The 16,457-nt window shown below is 43.3% G+C and carries 13 protein-coding genes and 1 pseudogene; 13 read left to right on the forward strand and 1 reads right to left on the reverse strand.

Going from position 1 to position 16,457, the window contains the following annotated elements; translation table 11 throughout:
• The first annotated feature begins 228 nt into the window (after positions 1-228).
• The 11 genes from ACPUYX_RS05920 (at position 229) to ACPUYX_RS05970 (ending at position 11,635) form a co-directional block, all read left to right on the forward strand.
• Entirely contained in the window at positions 229-873 is a 645-nt protein-coding gene (locus ACPUYX_RS05920) for a hypothetical protein (RefSeq protein WP_426378783.1), read from the forward strand.
• A gap of 24 nt (positions 874-897) precedes the next feature.
• Positions 898-2,391, forward strand: a complete 1,494-nt coding sequence (locus ACPUYX_RS05925) for a flotillin family protein (protein WP_426378784.1) — start codon at positions 898-900, stop codon at positions 2,389-2,391.
• A gap of 306 nt (positions 2,392-2,697) precedes the next feature.
• Positions 2,698-3,384: a PspA/IM30 family protein gene (locus tag ACPUYX_RS05930; protein ID WP_426378785.1), complete on the forward strand. Its 687-nt coding sequence runs from the start codon at positions 2,698-2,700 to the stop codon at positions 3,382-3,384.
• 73 nt (positions 3,385-3,457) lie between these two features.
• Positions 3,458-4,390, forward strand: a complete 933-nt coding sequence (locus ACPUYX_RS05935; RefSeq protein ID WP_426378913.1) for a TIM44-like domain-containing protein — start codon at positions 3,458-3,460, stop codon at positions 4,388-4,390.
• A gap of 631 nt (positions 4,391-5,021) precedes the next feature.
• The gene (locus ACPUYX_RS05940) at positions 5,022-5,714 is read left to right on the forward strand and encodes a GTP-binding protein (RefSeq protein ID WP_426378786.1); all 693 of its coding nucleotides are present in this window, start codon (positions 5,022-5,024) and stop codon (positions 5,712-5,714) included.
• Entirely contained in the window at positions 5,711-6,742 is a 1,032-nt protein-coding gene (locus ACPUYX_RS05945) for an ATP-binding cassette domain-containing protein (protein ID WP_426378787.1), read from the forward strand. The genes ACPUYX_RS05940 and ACPUYX_RS05945 overlap by 4 nt, the downstream gene beginning before the upstream one ends.
• Before the next feature lie 51 nt (positions 6,743-6,793).
• On the forward strand, positions 6,794-7,573 hold the full coding sequence (locus ACPUYX_RS05950; protein ID WP_426378788.1) for a Rossmann-like domain-containing protein: 780 nt from the start codon (positions 6,794-6,796) through the stop codon (positions 7,571-7,573).
• A 40-nt stretch (positions 7,574-7,613) separates the two neighbouring features.
• On the forward strand, positions 7,614-8,138 hold the full coding sequence (locus ACPUYX_RS05955; protein ID WP_426378789.1) for a nucleoside-triphosphatase: 525 nt from the start codon (positions 7,614-7,616) through the stop codon (positions 8,136-8,138).
• A gap of 564 nt (positions 8,139-8,702) precedes the next feature.
• Positions 8,703-9,806 (forward strand): ABC transporter substrate-binding protein, encoded by a 1,104-nt coding sequence (locus ACPUYX_RS05960; RefSeq protein ID WP_426378790.1) that lies wholly within the window; start codon positions 8,703-8,705, stop codon positions 9,804-9,806.
• Positions 9,807-9,815: 9 nt separating this feature from the next.
• Entirely contained in the window at positions 9,816-10,865 is a 1,050-nt protein-coding gene (locus tag ACPUYX_RS05965) for a FecCD family ABC transporter permease (protein WP_426378791.1), read from the forward strand.
• Positions 10,862-11,635, forward strand: a complete 774-nt coding sequence (locus ACPUYX_RS05970; RefSeq protein WP_426378792.1) for an ABC transporter ATP-binding protein — start codon at positions 10,862-10,864, stop codon at positions 11,633-11,635. The genes ACPUYX_RS05965 and ACPUYX_RS05970 overlap by 4 nt, the downstream gene beginning before the upstream one ends.
• 58 nt (positions 11,636-11,693) lie before the next feature.
• On the opposite strand, the pseudogene ACPUYX_RS05975 reads toward ACPUYX_RS05970, so the two are convergent.
• Positions 11,694-13,230, reverse strand: a pseudogene (locus ACPUYX_RS05975) (gamma-glutamyltransferase family protein).
• A 215-nt stretch (positions 13,231-13,445) separates the two neighbouring features.
• Between ACPUYX_RS05975 and ACPUYX_RS05980 the strand changes: the two are divergent.
• A complete protein-coding gene (locus ACPUYX_RS05980; protein WP_426378793.1) occupies positions 13,446-14,330 on the forward strand; it encodes an AraC family transcriptional regulator in 885 nt (294 codons plus the stop codon).
• A 1,064-nt stretch (positions 14,331-15,394) separates the two neighbouring features.
• Positions 15,395-16,345, forward strand: coding sequence for a hypothetical protein (locus ACPUYX_RS05985; protein WP_426378794.1), 951 nt, complete (start codon positions 15,395-15,397; stop codon positions 16,343-16,345).
• Positions 16,346-16,457 lie beyond the last annotated feature (112 nt).

Here is a 16,457-nt window from a genome sequence, read left to right on the forward strand (position 1 = left end):
TAGGTTTGAGCTGCTTTACGAAGTCCATCTTAATGTTTTAGGTGGGCATTTTTGTGAACTTAAGCAGGAATTAGAGCAAAGTAGTGGAATTAGTAAAAATGAGAATTTTTTGAATTTGATTTTTAGTGAACCTTAATTATTAACTATGGTTATATTTATGTTGGATATTTAACTGCATATTCTATATTAAAGTCGTTTTTTTACTTCGAACTTTAGGAAGTGATTTTTATGATGGTGTTCAGTTCAAGCGTCAATTTTTTAGAGGGCATTTACATAATTTGTTTAGCAGTAGGCTTTATCCTCAGCGTGTTAAGCTTAGGTTTGGGAGGACATGGCGGGCATATGGATCATATTGGCCATGCACATTTAGGTCATTCTTATAGTATGGGACATACTACGCATGCTGCTGTGCATACAACTGATAATAGCAACATTGCTAATGAAAGTACGTCATTTTATACTGCGCCTATATTAAATATCCAGGCTATATTTGCGTTTCTGTTGGGTTTTGGGGCGGGTGGCCTTGTAGGTTTTCAAGTTTTTAATAGAGCTTTACTCACACTTATTCTTGCTATAGTTGGGGGCATAGCGTTTTGGTGGACAGTTCGAGGAGTAATTACTGTCATGCTCAGGAATCAGACCGCTTATTTAGACATAAAGGATACCGATGCAGTGGGAGTAACCGGTTTGGTTACTGTCAGGATTTCGCTGGATTCAATGGGTGAGGTTATGTACCCTTTACAAGGTACAGACAGAATCATCAGGGCTAAAGCATTAGATGGAAGTCAAATTAATAAAGGTGTAAGTGTGGTAATCGTTAAAGTAGAAAGGGGAGTAGCCTACGTATCTTCAGCTGACTCATTTGGCAGGTAAAAGACCTAGAAAGGGGTAAAGTGGATGTTTTTTTCGAGTATTATAATCGTTATAGTTGTAGCGGTTGTAGGTTTGCTGGCTATCTTAAGCATTCTTGCTCGTATGTTTCAGAAGGCCGGCCCGGATGAAGCCTTAATTGTTTTTGGTATGGGAGGTTCTAATGTTATAACGGGAGGAGGCCGCATCGTCTGGCCCCTTGTACAAACTTGCAAGCGTATATCTTTAGCTTTGATGTCCTTTGACATTGCTCCGACAAATGATTTATATACTACTCAGGGAGTAGCGGTAACCATTGAAGCAGTGTCTCAGATTAAGATTATAGACACCTCAGATGCTATTAAGACAGCGGCAGTTCAGTTTTTGTCCAAGAGCGATGAAGCTCAAGAAATTATGATTAAACAGGTCATGGAGGGTCACCTTCGCAGTATTATCGGTCAGTTAACCGTCGAACAAATTGTTAAGGAACCGGATATGGTTCAAACAAAGATGCTTGAGACCTGTCAGGGCGAGTTGTCTAAGATGGGGCTTGAAGTTCGGTCATTTACAATTAAGAGTGTCAAAGATCGAAATCAGTATATTGAAAATATGGGTAAACCGGAGATCGCCCGTGTCCTTAAGGAGGCCGAGATAGCCAAGGCTACGGCGTTTAAAGAGAGTGAAATCCAGAAAGCAGCAGCCGAGCGGGACGCTGCCATTGCCAGGGCAGAGGCGCAGCAAAAGACTGTAGAAGCCCAGACTCAGTCCGAGACACAACAAGCAGAGAATATGAAAAATCTAAATTTGAAGAAAGCCCAATATGATGCTGAAGTGCAAAAGGCACAGGCTGATAAGGAAAATGCCTATAAACTACGCGATGCTGAACTGCAGCAGGAATTGACCAAGAAGCAGTGGACTGTGAAACAGATTGAACGCCAAGGTGAAACTGCTGTCGCCGAAGCCGAAATTATTCGTAAGCAAAAAGAATTAGAAGCTGATGTTATTAAACCTGCGGAAGCCGAAGCTCAGGCCGTGAAAATTAAGCAACAAGCTCAGGCTGAGGCTAATGCTCAGGTTACAGTGATCGAGAATAAAGCTAAAGCCGAAGCCACCGCCCTTAATATCAAGTTGGAAAGTGAAGCAAAGGCTGAAGCCACTAAATCTGTTGGTACCGCTGAAGCAGATATTATTCGTTCCAAGGGTCTCGCTGAAGCGGAGGCTATTGAAGCAAAAGCAGAAGCCTTTGCAAATTACTCACAAGCGGCTATCTTAGATAAATTACTAGCCGGCTTGCCGGATCTTGCCAAAGCCGTCACGACACCTCTTGAAAAAATTGATAAGATTACGGTTGTATCTACTGGCGGGGATAATTCCGGGATGCAGAAAGTCACTCGTGATGTCACTAATATGATTGCCCAAGTTCCTGATCTGGTGGAGACATTGACAGGAGTAGACATCAAGAATGTTATTTCCAACCTAGGCGGTTTGAAGAAAAATTCTGGTTCTGTGCCAGTAAAAAATAATGATTCTTTTGTGGATTAGTATTAATAGGCTTAGTCATCTGTTCAATATTGCTCTCATCAGAAACGGTGGGGGCTTTATTTATGTATTTTGGACCATGCCCTTTATGCGATCATGGTAAATAATTCTAGTCTAATAATCAGTAACTATAATATTACCGTTGGAATTGGGGGAAGAACTTTGAATGTTTTTGTCGCAATAATGTGACTACATTGTTCGAGCTTTACGCATAAACAGTGTTATAATGCTTATGATGAAGATAAAGTTGAAGTAAGGGTTTGAATGATAAATTTATTGGGTTATAACTTTGAAAGGAGATTGGAAGCGATGGGTTTATTTAGTAAGGTAAAAGATCTGCTTCAAGCAAATACTATGGATCTGATAACAAAGGCCGAAGATCCGGAAAAAATGTTAAATCTTTATGTAGAACGAGCAACGGAGGAAGTTCGTAATTTTAAAATTCAAGTCAATCGGGCTTTAGCGGATAAAATTCAACTTGAGGAACGCATTGAAGGCTTGAACAAGGAAATAAAAGTACGCAACGAACAGGCTGCACTTGCCGTACAGCAGGGAAAGGATGATTTGGCGAGGACTGCTTTAACGTATAAAAAACAGGCTGAGATCAGCAAGAGAGATTATGAGTCTCAGCTGGCAGAACAGGCTAAATCGGTTGAAGATCTTCAAGATAATCTCCATATGCTTTCGGAAAAACTGGAAAAGGCAAAAATTGAACGTAATAACCTAGTTATGCGTCAACGGCGGGCAGAGACTATGAAAAAAGCGAATGAAGCTGTATCCGGACTCTCTGCCCATGACCCGTTGGCAGACTTTGATCGAATGAAAGATCGGGTTGAACGCACGGAGGCGGAAGCTAAGGCATCTGGAACAATGGTACACACCAGTACAATTGAAGATCAATTTGCAGAACTAGAAGCGAATAAAGTTAATTCGGAAATTGAGGATGAATTAGCGAGACTCAGGGAAAGAAATAAACTTGAGTTAGATAAGAATTAGGTTCTTCTATATAAAGCTACAACAGATCGTCATTACGAGTTTCTAAAAGAGATGTTTAGGATCGGTGATTGACATGAATTCTTGTGCAAAACGTATAGCGTTAATTCTAACGACTCTAATTCTCTTGGGAAGTCAAGTATCATTAGCTTTAGCACGTGGCGGCGGCGGTGTAGGCGGAAGTTTGGGTCATAGCTCGGGAGGTAGTTTTAGTGGCGGGTCTTTTTCTGGAGGCGGTCATTTGGGAGGTGCAGGACTTGGAGGGTTCTTTCCTATTCCTTTTTTCTTTGGGGGTTATGGATCAGGAGGACTACTCCTTCTCGTTGTCCTGTTTATAGCATGGCGGTTCTTCAATGCTGGAAGCCAAGAAAGACGAAGATGGAGCCGTAATGATCGATTCCCATCTATGACAAGTTCTAGATCTATGAATAATGACCGCCACTCAGGTGAGACGCCTATAGATTTAAATGGCCGAACGATTTCGAATTCAGGAAATCTTCAGCGCTTTGGTAAAGCGATAAACTATACACACGAGAATATGAGCTATTTAGCAGAGACGTTTCCTCGCTGGGATCGGGATTTTCTTATCGGAAGGGTTCGTCAGGTTTTCTTTTGGCTACAGGATAGCTGGAGTCGGCAGGATCTTTCGACAGCGGAAGAGTATCTAATAACTATGTTGACTAATAAGTACCAAGCAGATCTTCAAGGTATGAAAGCTCGCGGAGAGCGTAATATAATAAAGGAACCGATTTTGAATACGGGGGATATTGAGTTTATTTATAGTCATCTGGATGAAGAATCACAGTATTATATTGTCATGGTTTCTGCGAGTTTAATAGATTATACAGTAGATAACTCAGGAAAACTGATATCCGGAAACGATAATCATCGACTTTACTTTACTGAATTTTGGAAGTTCGTCTGGCGGGACGAGAAGTGGTTATTGGCAAGTATTTATCAGGAAGACGCCTTAGAAATAGCGAAAATTGCTCGTGGAATGGAAGAGTAGAACATGGCTCCTATTGACTGGCCTAAATTATAGTATCTCAAGCCCATTCCTATAGTCGGGTTGATTTTTACTTTTTCTTCGCAATGAGTTAAGATATAGTAGAATTGTGCCCTGAGGATTTATTTTATCTTCATGGGCATTTTTTTATACCTTTATATATACCTATTGATCCAAGGAAGATATGGGTTTATACTTCCTGGGAATTTATGGCGGAAACGTCCATGGTATGAAGAACCGGAATTGCAGGAAAAGGAGCTGCTATTTTTAAAAAAGCTAATGGCTGTCAATCAGAGATAAAAAAGTATTATTGATCTTGAAAGCGTTTTTTTGAGGCGTTTGAAGACTGCCTGACAACCTGCTTCTCTAGAAGGTACGATTAATCTGAAATTGAATAGATTACTGATATGCCGGTTGAGGCGGAGAGTCCCCATGGCCGGTGTTTTTGTTTGGATTAAAGGGTCTATGCTTCCTCTCAGCCAAGCATAAGGGAACGTAACTATAAATAAACAAATAAAAACAGATATAAATGAACTGGACACAGACTCAATTAACGTATAAATTTAATATATGAAACAAACCGACACTACAAGATCAAACATAACTAATCGATAGAAACGGGTAGGAGGTTGTTATGAAGCTGATAACAGTTGCCGGTCCGCCATCTTCAGGTAAGACATCTGTCATACTTAAGCTAATCGAATGTATGAATTGTGCCAAAGGCAGCATTGGTGTTGTGAAATTTGACTGCCTGACTTCTTTTGATAATCTCAGCTATGAAGAGGCCGGAATTCCCGTGCAAACCGGATTTTCCGGAAAAATATGCCCGGACCATTATTTTGTGAGCAATATTGAGGATGCAGTACAATGGGGAGTTGAGTCCGGTTTTGAGCTGCTCATCACCGAAAGCGCCGGCCTTTGCAATCGCTGTTCCCCTTATATCCGGGGGATTTTGGCAGTTTGCGTGATAGACAATCTGTCCGGAGTCAATACCCCCCGCAAAATAGGACCCATGCTCAAATTTGCGGATATTGTGGTTGTGACTAAAGGGGATATTGTTTCTCAGGCTGAGCGGGAAGTATTTGCTTTTAATATACGGCAAGTAAATTCAGCGGCCAAGGTGATATTTGTCAATGGGATAACCGGGCAAGGTGCTTTCATTCTGGCTAAATATTTGCAGCAGGCCGTGGAGATTCTGAGCCTCACAGATACGAAGCTGCGCTTTACTACACCTGCTGCTGTCTGCTCTTACTGCACCGGGGAAACTAAAATAGGGGCGCCCTATCAGATGGGAATGATGAAGAAAATGGAGTTTAAGAACCTATGACAGTAAATGAATTGATGATGATCTTGGAAAGCAAATCTCTGGCCGAGGTTTTGAAGGAATATCCCATTGGCTGGGATTTCCTGGGTAATTTTCGTTTAAACAATTTAGAAAAAGAACTCCCTTTCTCCCAGGCCCTGCTGAAGGTGGAGGACGAAGCTCTTGCCGAATTCGGTTTAGACCGGTTCGGAGCTTTAAAGAGTTTTGGTGCGTTTCTTGAGCAATTTACCCCCAAGGAGAATCTTCTGGAAGAGGTTAAGTCGATTACGATTAGCGGTGGTTGGAATAAATCCAGGACGCCGGAAAATATCAGCCTGACCATTTCCGCTGGGGAAATCATCAGCATTGTCGGGCCGACAGGCTCAGGGAAAAGCCGGCTTCTCAATGACATTGAGTGCTTGGCACAGGGAGACACTCTCACCGGCAGGAGAATCCTGGTCAATGGGGCTGAGTTAGACGATCTTCAGCGTTTCGAGATGGAAGGGAAATTGGTTGCCCAGCTTTCCCAGAATATGAATTTTGTCATGGACCTGACGGTTCGTCAATTCTTGGAGATGCATGCCAAATGCCGGCTTACTCCCAATGTCGGAGAAGTGGTGGCCATCTGTTTTCAACGTGCCAATCAGCTGGCCGGGGAGAAATTCTCCGAAGACACGCTGGTAACTCAGCTCAGTGGCGGGCAGTCTCGGGCTCTGATGATCGCAGACACCGCTTATATGAGTGACTCTCCTATCATCTTGATTGATGAAATCGAAAATGCCGGGATCAACCGGCGTCAGGCTATTGGGCTGCTGGCCAAACGAGAAAAGATTATTTTTGTTTCCACTCATGATCCCCTTTTGGCATTGAGCGCCCATAAGCGGATCATTATTAAAAACGGGGGGATTGCCAAAGTCATCAGCATTTCCGAGGAAGAAAAGGAAAGTCTGGGGATGATTGAAAATCTTGATAATACCATGCAAAGGTTGCGCACTGCCCTGCGGGCAGGGGAGTTAATTCATATGAAGGATTTGAGCGAGTCAAGCTTATAACTTTTGAATGCTATATTAAGGATTACGGACACCACTAAGGGAGGGGCTAAAATGTGGGAATTGTATGATGCTTTAATCGAAGGGATACCTGAAGATTATCTGATTGACGAGCTGGTTTGTGGCTATCACTATTCCTATGTCCGCAGCGGAGAGGGTTCCGGGGTGGCTGTGGGGCGGCTTTATGATCAGCGGATGCCCATGTTCAGTAAAAACCTCTTGGGTGCACCTCTGCGCGAGGTGGCAGCCTGTGTAAAATCATGGAACTTAATAGAGGCGGCCTTAGGTGCCGCAGCCCTGAACGCTTACTATAACAATCCTCAAGTGGCCAGAGACAATGGGGTGGAATTCTCCGATGCCCAGCGCGTGGAAGACCGGCGCTATGATCCATTTATCATGTCCCAGAATGTTATCAAAGGGAAAAGGGTTGTGGTAGTCGGACATTTTCCTTACCTGGAGAATCTGCTGGAACCAGTCTGCGACTTTTCTATCATTGAATGGGACCCATTAGAAGGGGACTACCCTATGCCGGCCTGTGAGTATCTGCTTCCCGAAGCAGATTACGCCTATCTTACTTGCACAGCCCTGGTGGATAAAACCCTGCCCCGGCTTTTAGAATTGACAGAAAACGCTGTCCGGGTCAGCCTGGTGGGACCTGCTACCCCTTTAGCTCCAGTGCTTTTTGATTATGGGGTTGATGAATTGTCCGGATTTCTCATTAAGGACAATCAGCGGGCGTTCCGGGTTGCTGCCGGAGCGGAACGGGTCAAGATCTTCGCCACAGGGCAAAAAGTCGCGTTTAAGGCAGAAAAACTGCAGAATCGTGAATTTTGAATGGAATGGGGTATTCGAGATTAAAGGCGGTTTGTGAGCGGTGCATATCTTTTTGAGCGGCGAAATCCAAATAGGCAAAAGCACAGTCATTAACAAAACCCTGAATTTATTAAAGATAATTCCGCAGGGCTTCCAGACTTACTTCGGACATGATCGGGCTATGGAGGACAGGCTGCTTTATCTGAATTCGGCAGCGTTGCCCCAGGTCTGCTGTGAAGAAAAGGCTATTGTGCGTTTTAGGACAGGGCGGCCGCCGGAGGTTCTGACTGAAAGGTTCGATAGCTATGGTGCTCAGTTGATTCGTTCAGCTAGGGCTGATTCGGATTCGGCCCTGATTTTAATGGACGAATGCGGCAGCCTGGAGAGTGGGGCTCTGGTATTTCAGCAGGAGATTTTAGCTGCCCTCGCAGGCACTAAGCCTATACTCGGGGTCATCAAACTGGCCAGCACCGGCTGGACGGACCAAATCAGAGAGCACGCCAAGGTGACTCTGCTCACGGTAACCCGGGAAAACAGAGACCGGCTGCCGCAGCAGCTGGCTTATTTACTCAGCGGTGTTCTTTAATTTTCAGATCGGGATTATGTTTAGCCGTCACAGGTGTGGCGGCTTATTTAATTTAGCAAGAGAAGTAATTTTGTTTATCCTGATATTTGCATTTAGATGTTAATTGTATCCGAATTTCAAAAAGAGTAATTTTCTTTGATAAATACAGCAAAACATAACTAAACTATATTAAAACAAATACAAACAAACATGAAAGAACTGGACATATCGCTAATAAATGTATAAATTGAATATAACTAATAATATAACACAATAAAAACAAGCATAAACAAATTGGACGTTCAGCAATTTCAGAGGAAGGCCCTACAAATCCCTGCCAATGGGCACGTCTCAAGGCTATTAGCCTCTTTTATGCCAGTGAGAAAACTGACTGAGCTTGTGGCAACAGAAAATAGCGGTGTCTATGGCAACTTTCTCAGTTTGAGCGGAGCAAATGCTTTCTTTAACTTGGTCAAAAGCCTAGCTGAAACTTTTTAATTATTTAGACTTCTGGCTAAAGTTAAATATAATTGCGGGCTAACCGCTCTTGTAGATAAAAAAATAAAGATTGAGGAGAGTCAAGAAATGAAAAGTAAACGGTTTAAATTTATCGCCTGGGCTATATGTGCTGTTATTCTGACCTTTTCTATCGCAGGTTGTTCAACTACTTCCGCCACACAGCCGGCCTCGCAGTCAGCTTCATCCGCAGGGTCGGATAAGCGGGAAATAACCGACATGCTGGGTAATAAAGTTAAGATCCCGGCTAAAATCAACAAAGTATTCTGCACGAGCCCGATAGGGACCTACATTGTCTATACCTTAGCCCCGGACAAGCTGCTGGGCTGGAACTCCAAGATGTCGGAGGACGAGCTTAAATACATAAGCCCTAAATACAAAAGCCTTCAAGTTCTGGGCGGAAATATGGGCGGTCAAAACACGTTCAATACGGAAGCAATCACCGCCCTTTCTCCCGATATCATTTTGGACTTTGCTTACAATGGTCAAACCAGCGACATGGTAACTGAGCTGGGCAAGCAAACCGGAATCCCTGTTGTAATAATGGACAGTGCCTTGAAATCGACTGCTGCTTCATACCGCTTGCTGGGGAAAATACTTGGCGTGGAAGACAGAGGAAACATGCTGGCCGATTATGTCCAGAAATCCCTCGATCGAACTGCCGCTATGGTCGCCAAAGTCCCTGCCAATAAAAAGGTCAAAATTTATTACGCTGAAAGCGCGGACGGTCTCAAAACGGATGGCAACGATTCAATGCATACCGAGGTCATTAATTTCGTTAATGCAACCAATGTCGTTACTATGGATACATCATCGTCAGGCAAAGGTGCTTCCGTTTCCATGGAGCAGGTCTTGGAATGGAACCCCGATGTTATTCTGGCCAACTCCCAGATGGGCGGGAGCGATTTCCTTAAAACTATCTATACGGACAAAACCTGGGCCGACGTTAAAGCCGTTCAGAACAAGAGAATTTACCTACCCGCTTCGCTGCCTTTCGGTTGGTTTGACCGTCCTCCCTGCATTGCGAGAGTTATAGGCGTAGAATGGCTGGCAGCCAAATTGTATCCGGATTATGTCAAAGTAGATTTGAAGAGTGATGTTAAAAATTTCTACAAGACTTTCTACGGTGTGGAGGTCACGGATGGCCAGGCAGATTCTCTGATCAATGGTTAAATGGGAAGCATGAAGAAATTAGAGAACAAATTAAAAACTTCCCCACAGCTCCCGCTGATTTCAGTGATGACGGCTTTGGGTCTTTTATCCCTTGCCGCTTTTTTAGTATCCCTTAGCTTTGGAAGATACGGTATTCCGCTGCCGCAGCTTATGCAGATTCTTTTCGGGAAACTATTCGGACTGACCCCGACCTGGCCGGATACGCTGGAGAAGGTTTTATTCAACGTACGGATCCCCCGCATCCTGTGTGCCATGATGGTAGGGGCGGCTTTGGCAGGCTCCGGCGCTGCTTATCAGGGAGTTTTCAAGAACCCTATGGTTTCTCCGGATATCCTGGGTGCATCGGCCGGAGCGGGCTTCGGAGCTGCCTTCGCCATCCTGAATAATTACAACATTATAGGCATTGAACTAACAGCTTTCCTCTTCGGAATAGCGGCCGTCGCTTTAACTTATTTTCTAGGGCAGGCTATAGGACGAAATATGAATGCCGTGCTTATTCTCGTACTTACGGGCATGGTAGTGCAAAGCCTTTTCGCCGCTTTCACCTCGGTAATCAAGTATGAGGCTGACCCGAACAATAAACTGCCCGAAATCACGTTCTGGTTAATGGGCGGACTTACATCGTCGACACAGAAACAGGTTTGGATGATGATTTTCCCCATTCTGACTGGATTAGCGATACTTTTTCTGCTGCGCTGGAAAATAAACATTCTCTCTTTCGGCGATGAGGAAGCCAAGGCCCTGGGAATAGATACTCTGAAAATCCGGGTTATTTTAATAATGGCCTCAACTCTGCTTACCTCAGCAGCAATAGCCATCTCCGGTATGATAGGCTGGGTGGGCTTGATCATCCCTCACTTAGCGCGTCTTATCGTCGGTCCGAACTATAAGGTTTTGCTGCCCGCTTCCGTCTTGATGGGAGCAGTATTTCTTCTGCTTGTTGACGACGTGGCCCGGACGGTGCTCGTAACTGAAATACCCTTGAGTATCTTAACGGCAATTATCGGTGCCCCATTTTTCATCTATTTATTGTTTAAAGGAAGGAGCTCCTGGGAATGAAGCTGGAGGTATGTTCCGCTGTTTGCGGATACGGCAAGAGAAATGTGATAAAGGGAATTTCTTTCAGCGTTTTATCCAAGGAAATTTTTTGCCTGCTCGGCCCTAATGGGGTGGGCAAGACCACATTGTTTAAGACAGTGCTCGGTTTTTTGAAGCTGCGGGGAGGCTCAATTAAAGTGGACGGAGAAGATATCAGCCAATGGTCAAGGAAAAAATATGCTCAGGTCATAGGTTATGTTCCCCAAACCCATACTCCTTCCTTTCCTTTCGCTGTTTCAGATGTGGTGATTATGGGACGGACGGCCCACCTTGGTTCTTTCTCAACTCCTGCCCTGGCGGACAGGACCATTGTCAGGGACGTAATGGAAGAGTTGGGTATAATGCATCTCAAAGACAGGATATATACGGAGATAAGCGGAGGTGAGCGGCAGATGGTCTTAATAGCCAGAGCTCTTGCTCAGCAGCCTCAGTTTCTTGTCATGGACGAACCGACTTCTAATCTTGATTTTGGCAACCAAATGCTGGTGCTTCGGCAGATAAGAAAGTTAAGCGTTAGGGGAATAGGAGTCATAATGACGTCTCATTTCCCGGATCACGCCTTTTTATGCTCCTCAAAGGTAGCCCTGCTCCGTAAAGAAGGTTTTGAAATAGGCAGGCCCGACGAAATAGTGACGGAAGAAAATCTTCAGGAAGTATATGGCGTACGCGTAAAAATAACCAGCACGCCGGTGGCCGGCGTGCTGGTCAAGGCCTGCGTTCCGCTGATTTAAGGAAGGAAGATTTGATGAAGCTGCTGAAAATTGGAATTCTGCTCTTTAACCAGGCCCCTTACCAGGCTGCAACGCAACCGTCCGTACGCGGCTCTGTAGCACCGGCTAAAACGCCATTCTCATCACGCCATATTAACTGTCCGCGGCCAAAGCCACCTGAACCCAAACCCCATTTAATATCGTACCCTCTCCGAGCAAGGTCTTGAGCAATATGCTCAGGCAATTGATGTTCAATTTCTACTGTTTTTCCTTCGATCCATTGCCAGCGCGGAGCATCTAAAGCCGCTTGGGGGTTTAAACCAAAATCCAGGCAATTCATGATAACCTGCACATGGCCTTGGGGTTGCATAAAGCCTCCCATCACTCCGAAAGGCCCTACAGCCTGTGAATCCTTGGTAAGAAAGCCGGGAATTATTGTGTGGTATGGCTTTTTTCCTGGCCCTAGACAATTTGGATGTAAAGGATCTAGGGAGAAATTATGGCCTCGGTTATGTAAGGCGATACCCGTTCCGGGAACAACCAATCCGGACCCAAATCCTATATAGTTACTTTGTATATAGGAGACCATATTTCCTTTTGAATCAGCTGTTGCCAGATAAACAGTACCACCTCGATCAGGTGAACCTGGGGAGGGTAAAGCGGCTTTCCGGCTTATGAGTTGACGTCGTTTCGCCGCATAGGGTTCGGATAGCAGGTCTTCAACCCGCAAAGTCATAGTTTTGGGGTCAGCGATAAATTTCTTTCCATCTGCAAAAGCAAGTTGCTTCAATTTGTGTATGATAGGCTTCATTTCGATCCATTGTTGAAAAATCAAAGCCTTTAAGGATATTAAAAGCTAATAAAGCTACTAAGCCATGTCCATTTGGCGGCATCTCCCAAACATCATAACCGCGATAATTAACTTTAATTGGCTCGACCCATTCCGGTTGGAAAGAGGAAAGATCTTTCTGACGTAAAAAACCACCGGTTGTTCGTGAAAATTGGTCAATTTTTTTGGCCAGATCACCTTGATAGAAGGCTTGGGCCTTTGTATCGGCGATTATCTGCAGTGTCTGAGCATGGTCAGGTGATTGCCATATTTCGCCAATCTCAGGGGCTCTTCCTCGAGGTGCAAAAGTTTCAAATCAATAACGGAATTTCTCACTATTTAGTTCGTTGCTATATTCTTTAAAGGTCGAATTCCAATGATGCCCTAAAGTGGGAGAGATAGGATAACCACGTTCAGCATATTCTATCGCCGGACGTAAGACTTTGGTCAATGGCAACTCACCGAAGCGCTCGGAAAGTGCAGCCCACGCAGCAGGTATGCCTGGAACGACAACAGGAAACCAGCCATATTTAGGAATTTCATGATGACCGGCGTTGGATAGTTCTGATAGGGTTAAACTTTGAGGAGAAGGTCCGCTGGAATTGAGACCATAAATTTGATTGTTTACCCAAACCAGTGCAAAGGCGTCACCGCCAATGCCATTTGAGGTTGGCTCAACGACAGTAAGGCAGGCAGCTGTAGCAATTGCAGCATCTATAGCGTTACCGCCGTGTCTTAATATTTCCAAACCTGCTTGAGCTGCTAAAGGCTGCGAGGTAGCTACCATACCGTTACGAGCATAGATGGTCTGGCGTTTTGACGAGAAGGAAGGTATAACGGATCGTATTGCATTGTGTATTCCTCCATTCGAAGTTTGCAATTAAGACATGCTGAAAGAAGGCTTCGCTGGGTTGATAAGTAATCCTACATTAATTATACAGGAAAAGTCGGATAGATAATTATAACTCCTGATATTCTATTGCTTAGAGAGGAGGTCATTAAGTGGATTCGTTAAAAAAAATGAATGACGCATTAAATTATATTGAGGAGAATCTTATCAATGAGATTGATTTTAATGAAGTTTCGAGAATAGCGTTCTGCTCGGCGTATCATTTTCAAAGAATGTTTTCTTTTCTTGCTGGTATCACGCTTACGGAGTACATTCGCCGCAGGCGGCTTACTCTTGCAGCCTTTGAACTTAATAATAGCAATATTAAAGTAATTGATGTGGCGGTTAAATATGGATACAACTCCGCCGACTCATTTACAAGAGCATTTCAAAACTTACACGGGATAACGCCATCAGAAGCAAGGTCTAATGGTCAATTACTAAAAGCATATCCAAGAATGACCTTCCAATTAGCAATAAAAGGAGGAAATGAATTGAACTATCGAATAGTAGAAAAAGAAGCATTTAGAATCATTGGTATCAAGAAAAGAGTTCCGATAATCTTTAATGGGGTTAATCCAGAGATTGCCTCTATGTGGAAAAGTCTAAATAAGGAAATGATTTTTAAACTTAATGAGCTTTCTAATGAGGAGCCATTGGGGATAATAAATGCATCTGTAAACTTTTCAGATGAACGCATGGAGGAAAAGGGAGAACTTGACCACTATATAGGCGTGGCGACAACAAGAGAATGCCCGGATAACCTTACAAAACTTGATGTTTCTGCTTCAACATGGGCTGTTTTTCTATCTGAAGGGCCATTTCCAGATACTTTGCAAAATGTATGGGGCCGCATTTATGCTGAATGGTTTCCGTCTTCAAACTATGAGCGTGCAGAGGGACCATCAATCTTATGGACCGAGCAAAAAAGAGATATGACATCATCAGCTTTCAAAAGTGAAATATGGATACCGATTAGAAAAAACAATAAGATCTAGTCTCATTAGTTGGATTCGCTGCCATAGTATCCCAAATAACAAAATCAATCGATCGGAAATTCGCCTCTTTGCCGAAATCAGCTGGTGACCTAATAGTGGAGACCATCTGTGCATTGCTGACAGGTCAGCCGGCAGGCAATGGAATAAAAGTCCCTCTTGCATCGTGCTACTACAAATGCCGTCCACTCTGTTAGTGAACGGCATTTGTAGCATAATTGGGAGTTTATTTCACGTATTGCGCCTTTACTGCTATGAACATCCGTCTAATTCTCCATCCCAAGTACCCTAATGCTGTCCCACAAAGCAATCCGAACAAGGACGGTAAAATGATTAGAGGGATGAGAATTAGAACTTGAGTTACCGAATGAATATTTTGGTTATCAAACCATAAATATGTGTAAGACACGAAAAAGCCGAAGACAGCTCCAAACCTATATGAATCGTTTTTGCTCGTCCCAAGCCAGGCAGTTACAAAAAGGACTAAGCCACCCCATGGTACTGCATTTACCAATGCTTTTCCTTGGGCAATGCTGAGTCGACTAAAAATAAACCCGGTAACTAAGGCAAGAAGTATTCGTAAACCAATATCGAGTCGGTGGTTTAGTATAAGTGTGTTTCATTATATCCCCCCTTAACGTAAACTTCAGGTGAGGTAGAGTCCTCCTTTACCGCTAAGTATTTCTATTGGGAAAGGCGGCTCGAAAATAGGTAAACCACCTACAGAAATGCTAAAAACGAGATAATCCAACAATAAAAATTGCGCTATGCATAACTCCAAATTCAGGATGAATTGTATTTATTATTTGAAAATCCGGAATTGGGTTTAAATACTGTCAATATTTTTCCGATCGTAAGACACCCACTTTTACAAATAGGGCTGGTTCTCATACCTGGGTAGAGTCTCCACCGAAGCCACGATGTTCAGCTTTAGCTGAACAATTTTTTGTATTGTTCAAAATAATATGAAGGTAATCGATTGAAGCATAGAGAATATCTATAAATTGGTATGTCATCGAGCATGTATTAACTTCATACAGATATTCTGGGGAATGGAGGACTGAAAGATGGAAAAATACCCTTTACCCGAGGTTGATAAACTTAAGAAGCGGCAGAAACGACTTAAAGTAACATGGTTCATAGGGCTCGTACTAATCATTTTTGCCAGCCTTGGAATTAGTCTTTTATGGAACAGAGCAGGAAGTGCGGTTAATAAAGATATCCTCTCAGTAACAGATGTTAAGCACACCGTCGTGCAATCCGGTTTGTCATTAACTTCAAATTCAATGGTGAACCCAGCTGATTACAAAATGGGTCAAGTTGAACCCCAAATTTATGAAATCAAGAATTTTGATGGAATGCTATTTATCTATAAATTTACTTCTATTGGGGAGAGGGATACAATCTTTGATCAATGGCAAGACACTAATGGAAGAAAAAGTAATAGTGCAAACTTAAATATGTTTTCACCAAAATGGCAATATAATCGAGCCTACGCCGCCAAAAATACAATCATAGTTGTTTGTTTGAGTCAGTTTCCTGGCGAAGAGTATGCTCGTAAAATTTCACCGAGACTAAGGGACTTGGGTAAGGAGATTTTTTACAATTTAAATGAAGGACAACAAATCGTGTATCAAGGAGAAGGAGATAATTGGCGCGGAAAAGTCATAATTAATTACTACAATCACTTTTGGACAGATGATAAAGGGGTTCTCCGATTTGATGGCTGGAATCATAGGCAACCCGTAATAGAGTTTAAGGGGGACCCAAGTAATATTCAGGGAAATTTTAGTTATGAATTTAAGTCTGCCATTGATGAATTTGGGGGAACGGATGCTAAGGGATTTGATGCAAGCCGATTCGCAGAAAATGATAGTGCTGCGAACTATGGTGGTGTAATACTTGGTTTTGGAGGGATAGGTGGGAGTGGGGCGATGCCTCCAAAAGATAATGTTTATACGCTTACAGTTAAATGGAATAACAAGCAGGAGACTTTTGATTTAAAGGCTTCTAAATAAGTAAGACAATATTTGTTTATCTTTAGCTGAGCAAGTTCGCTTATTATGTGATTCACTGTTATTTACACTAAAACCTGACTGCAAATAAACCCTCATCATTCGTGATGGGGGT

The sequence above is a fragment of the Desulfosporosinus sp. SYSU MS00001 genome, from assembly GCF_049943955.1.
Lineage (GTDB): Bacteria > Bacillota > Desulfitobacteriia > Desulfitobacteriales > Desulfitobacteriaceae > Desulfosporosinus.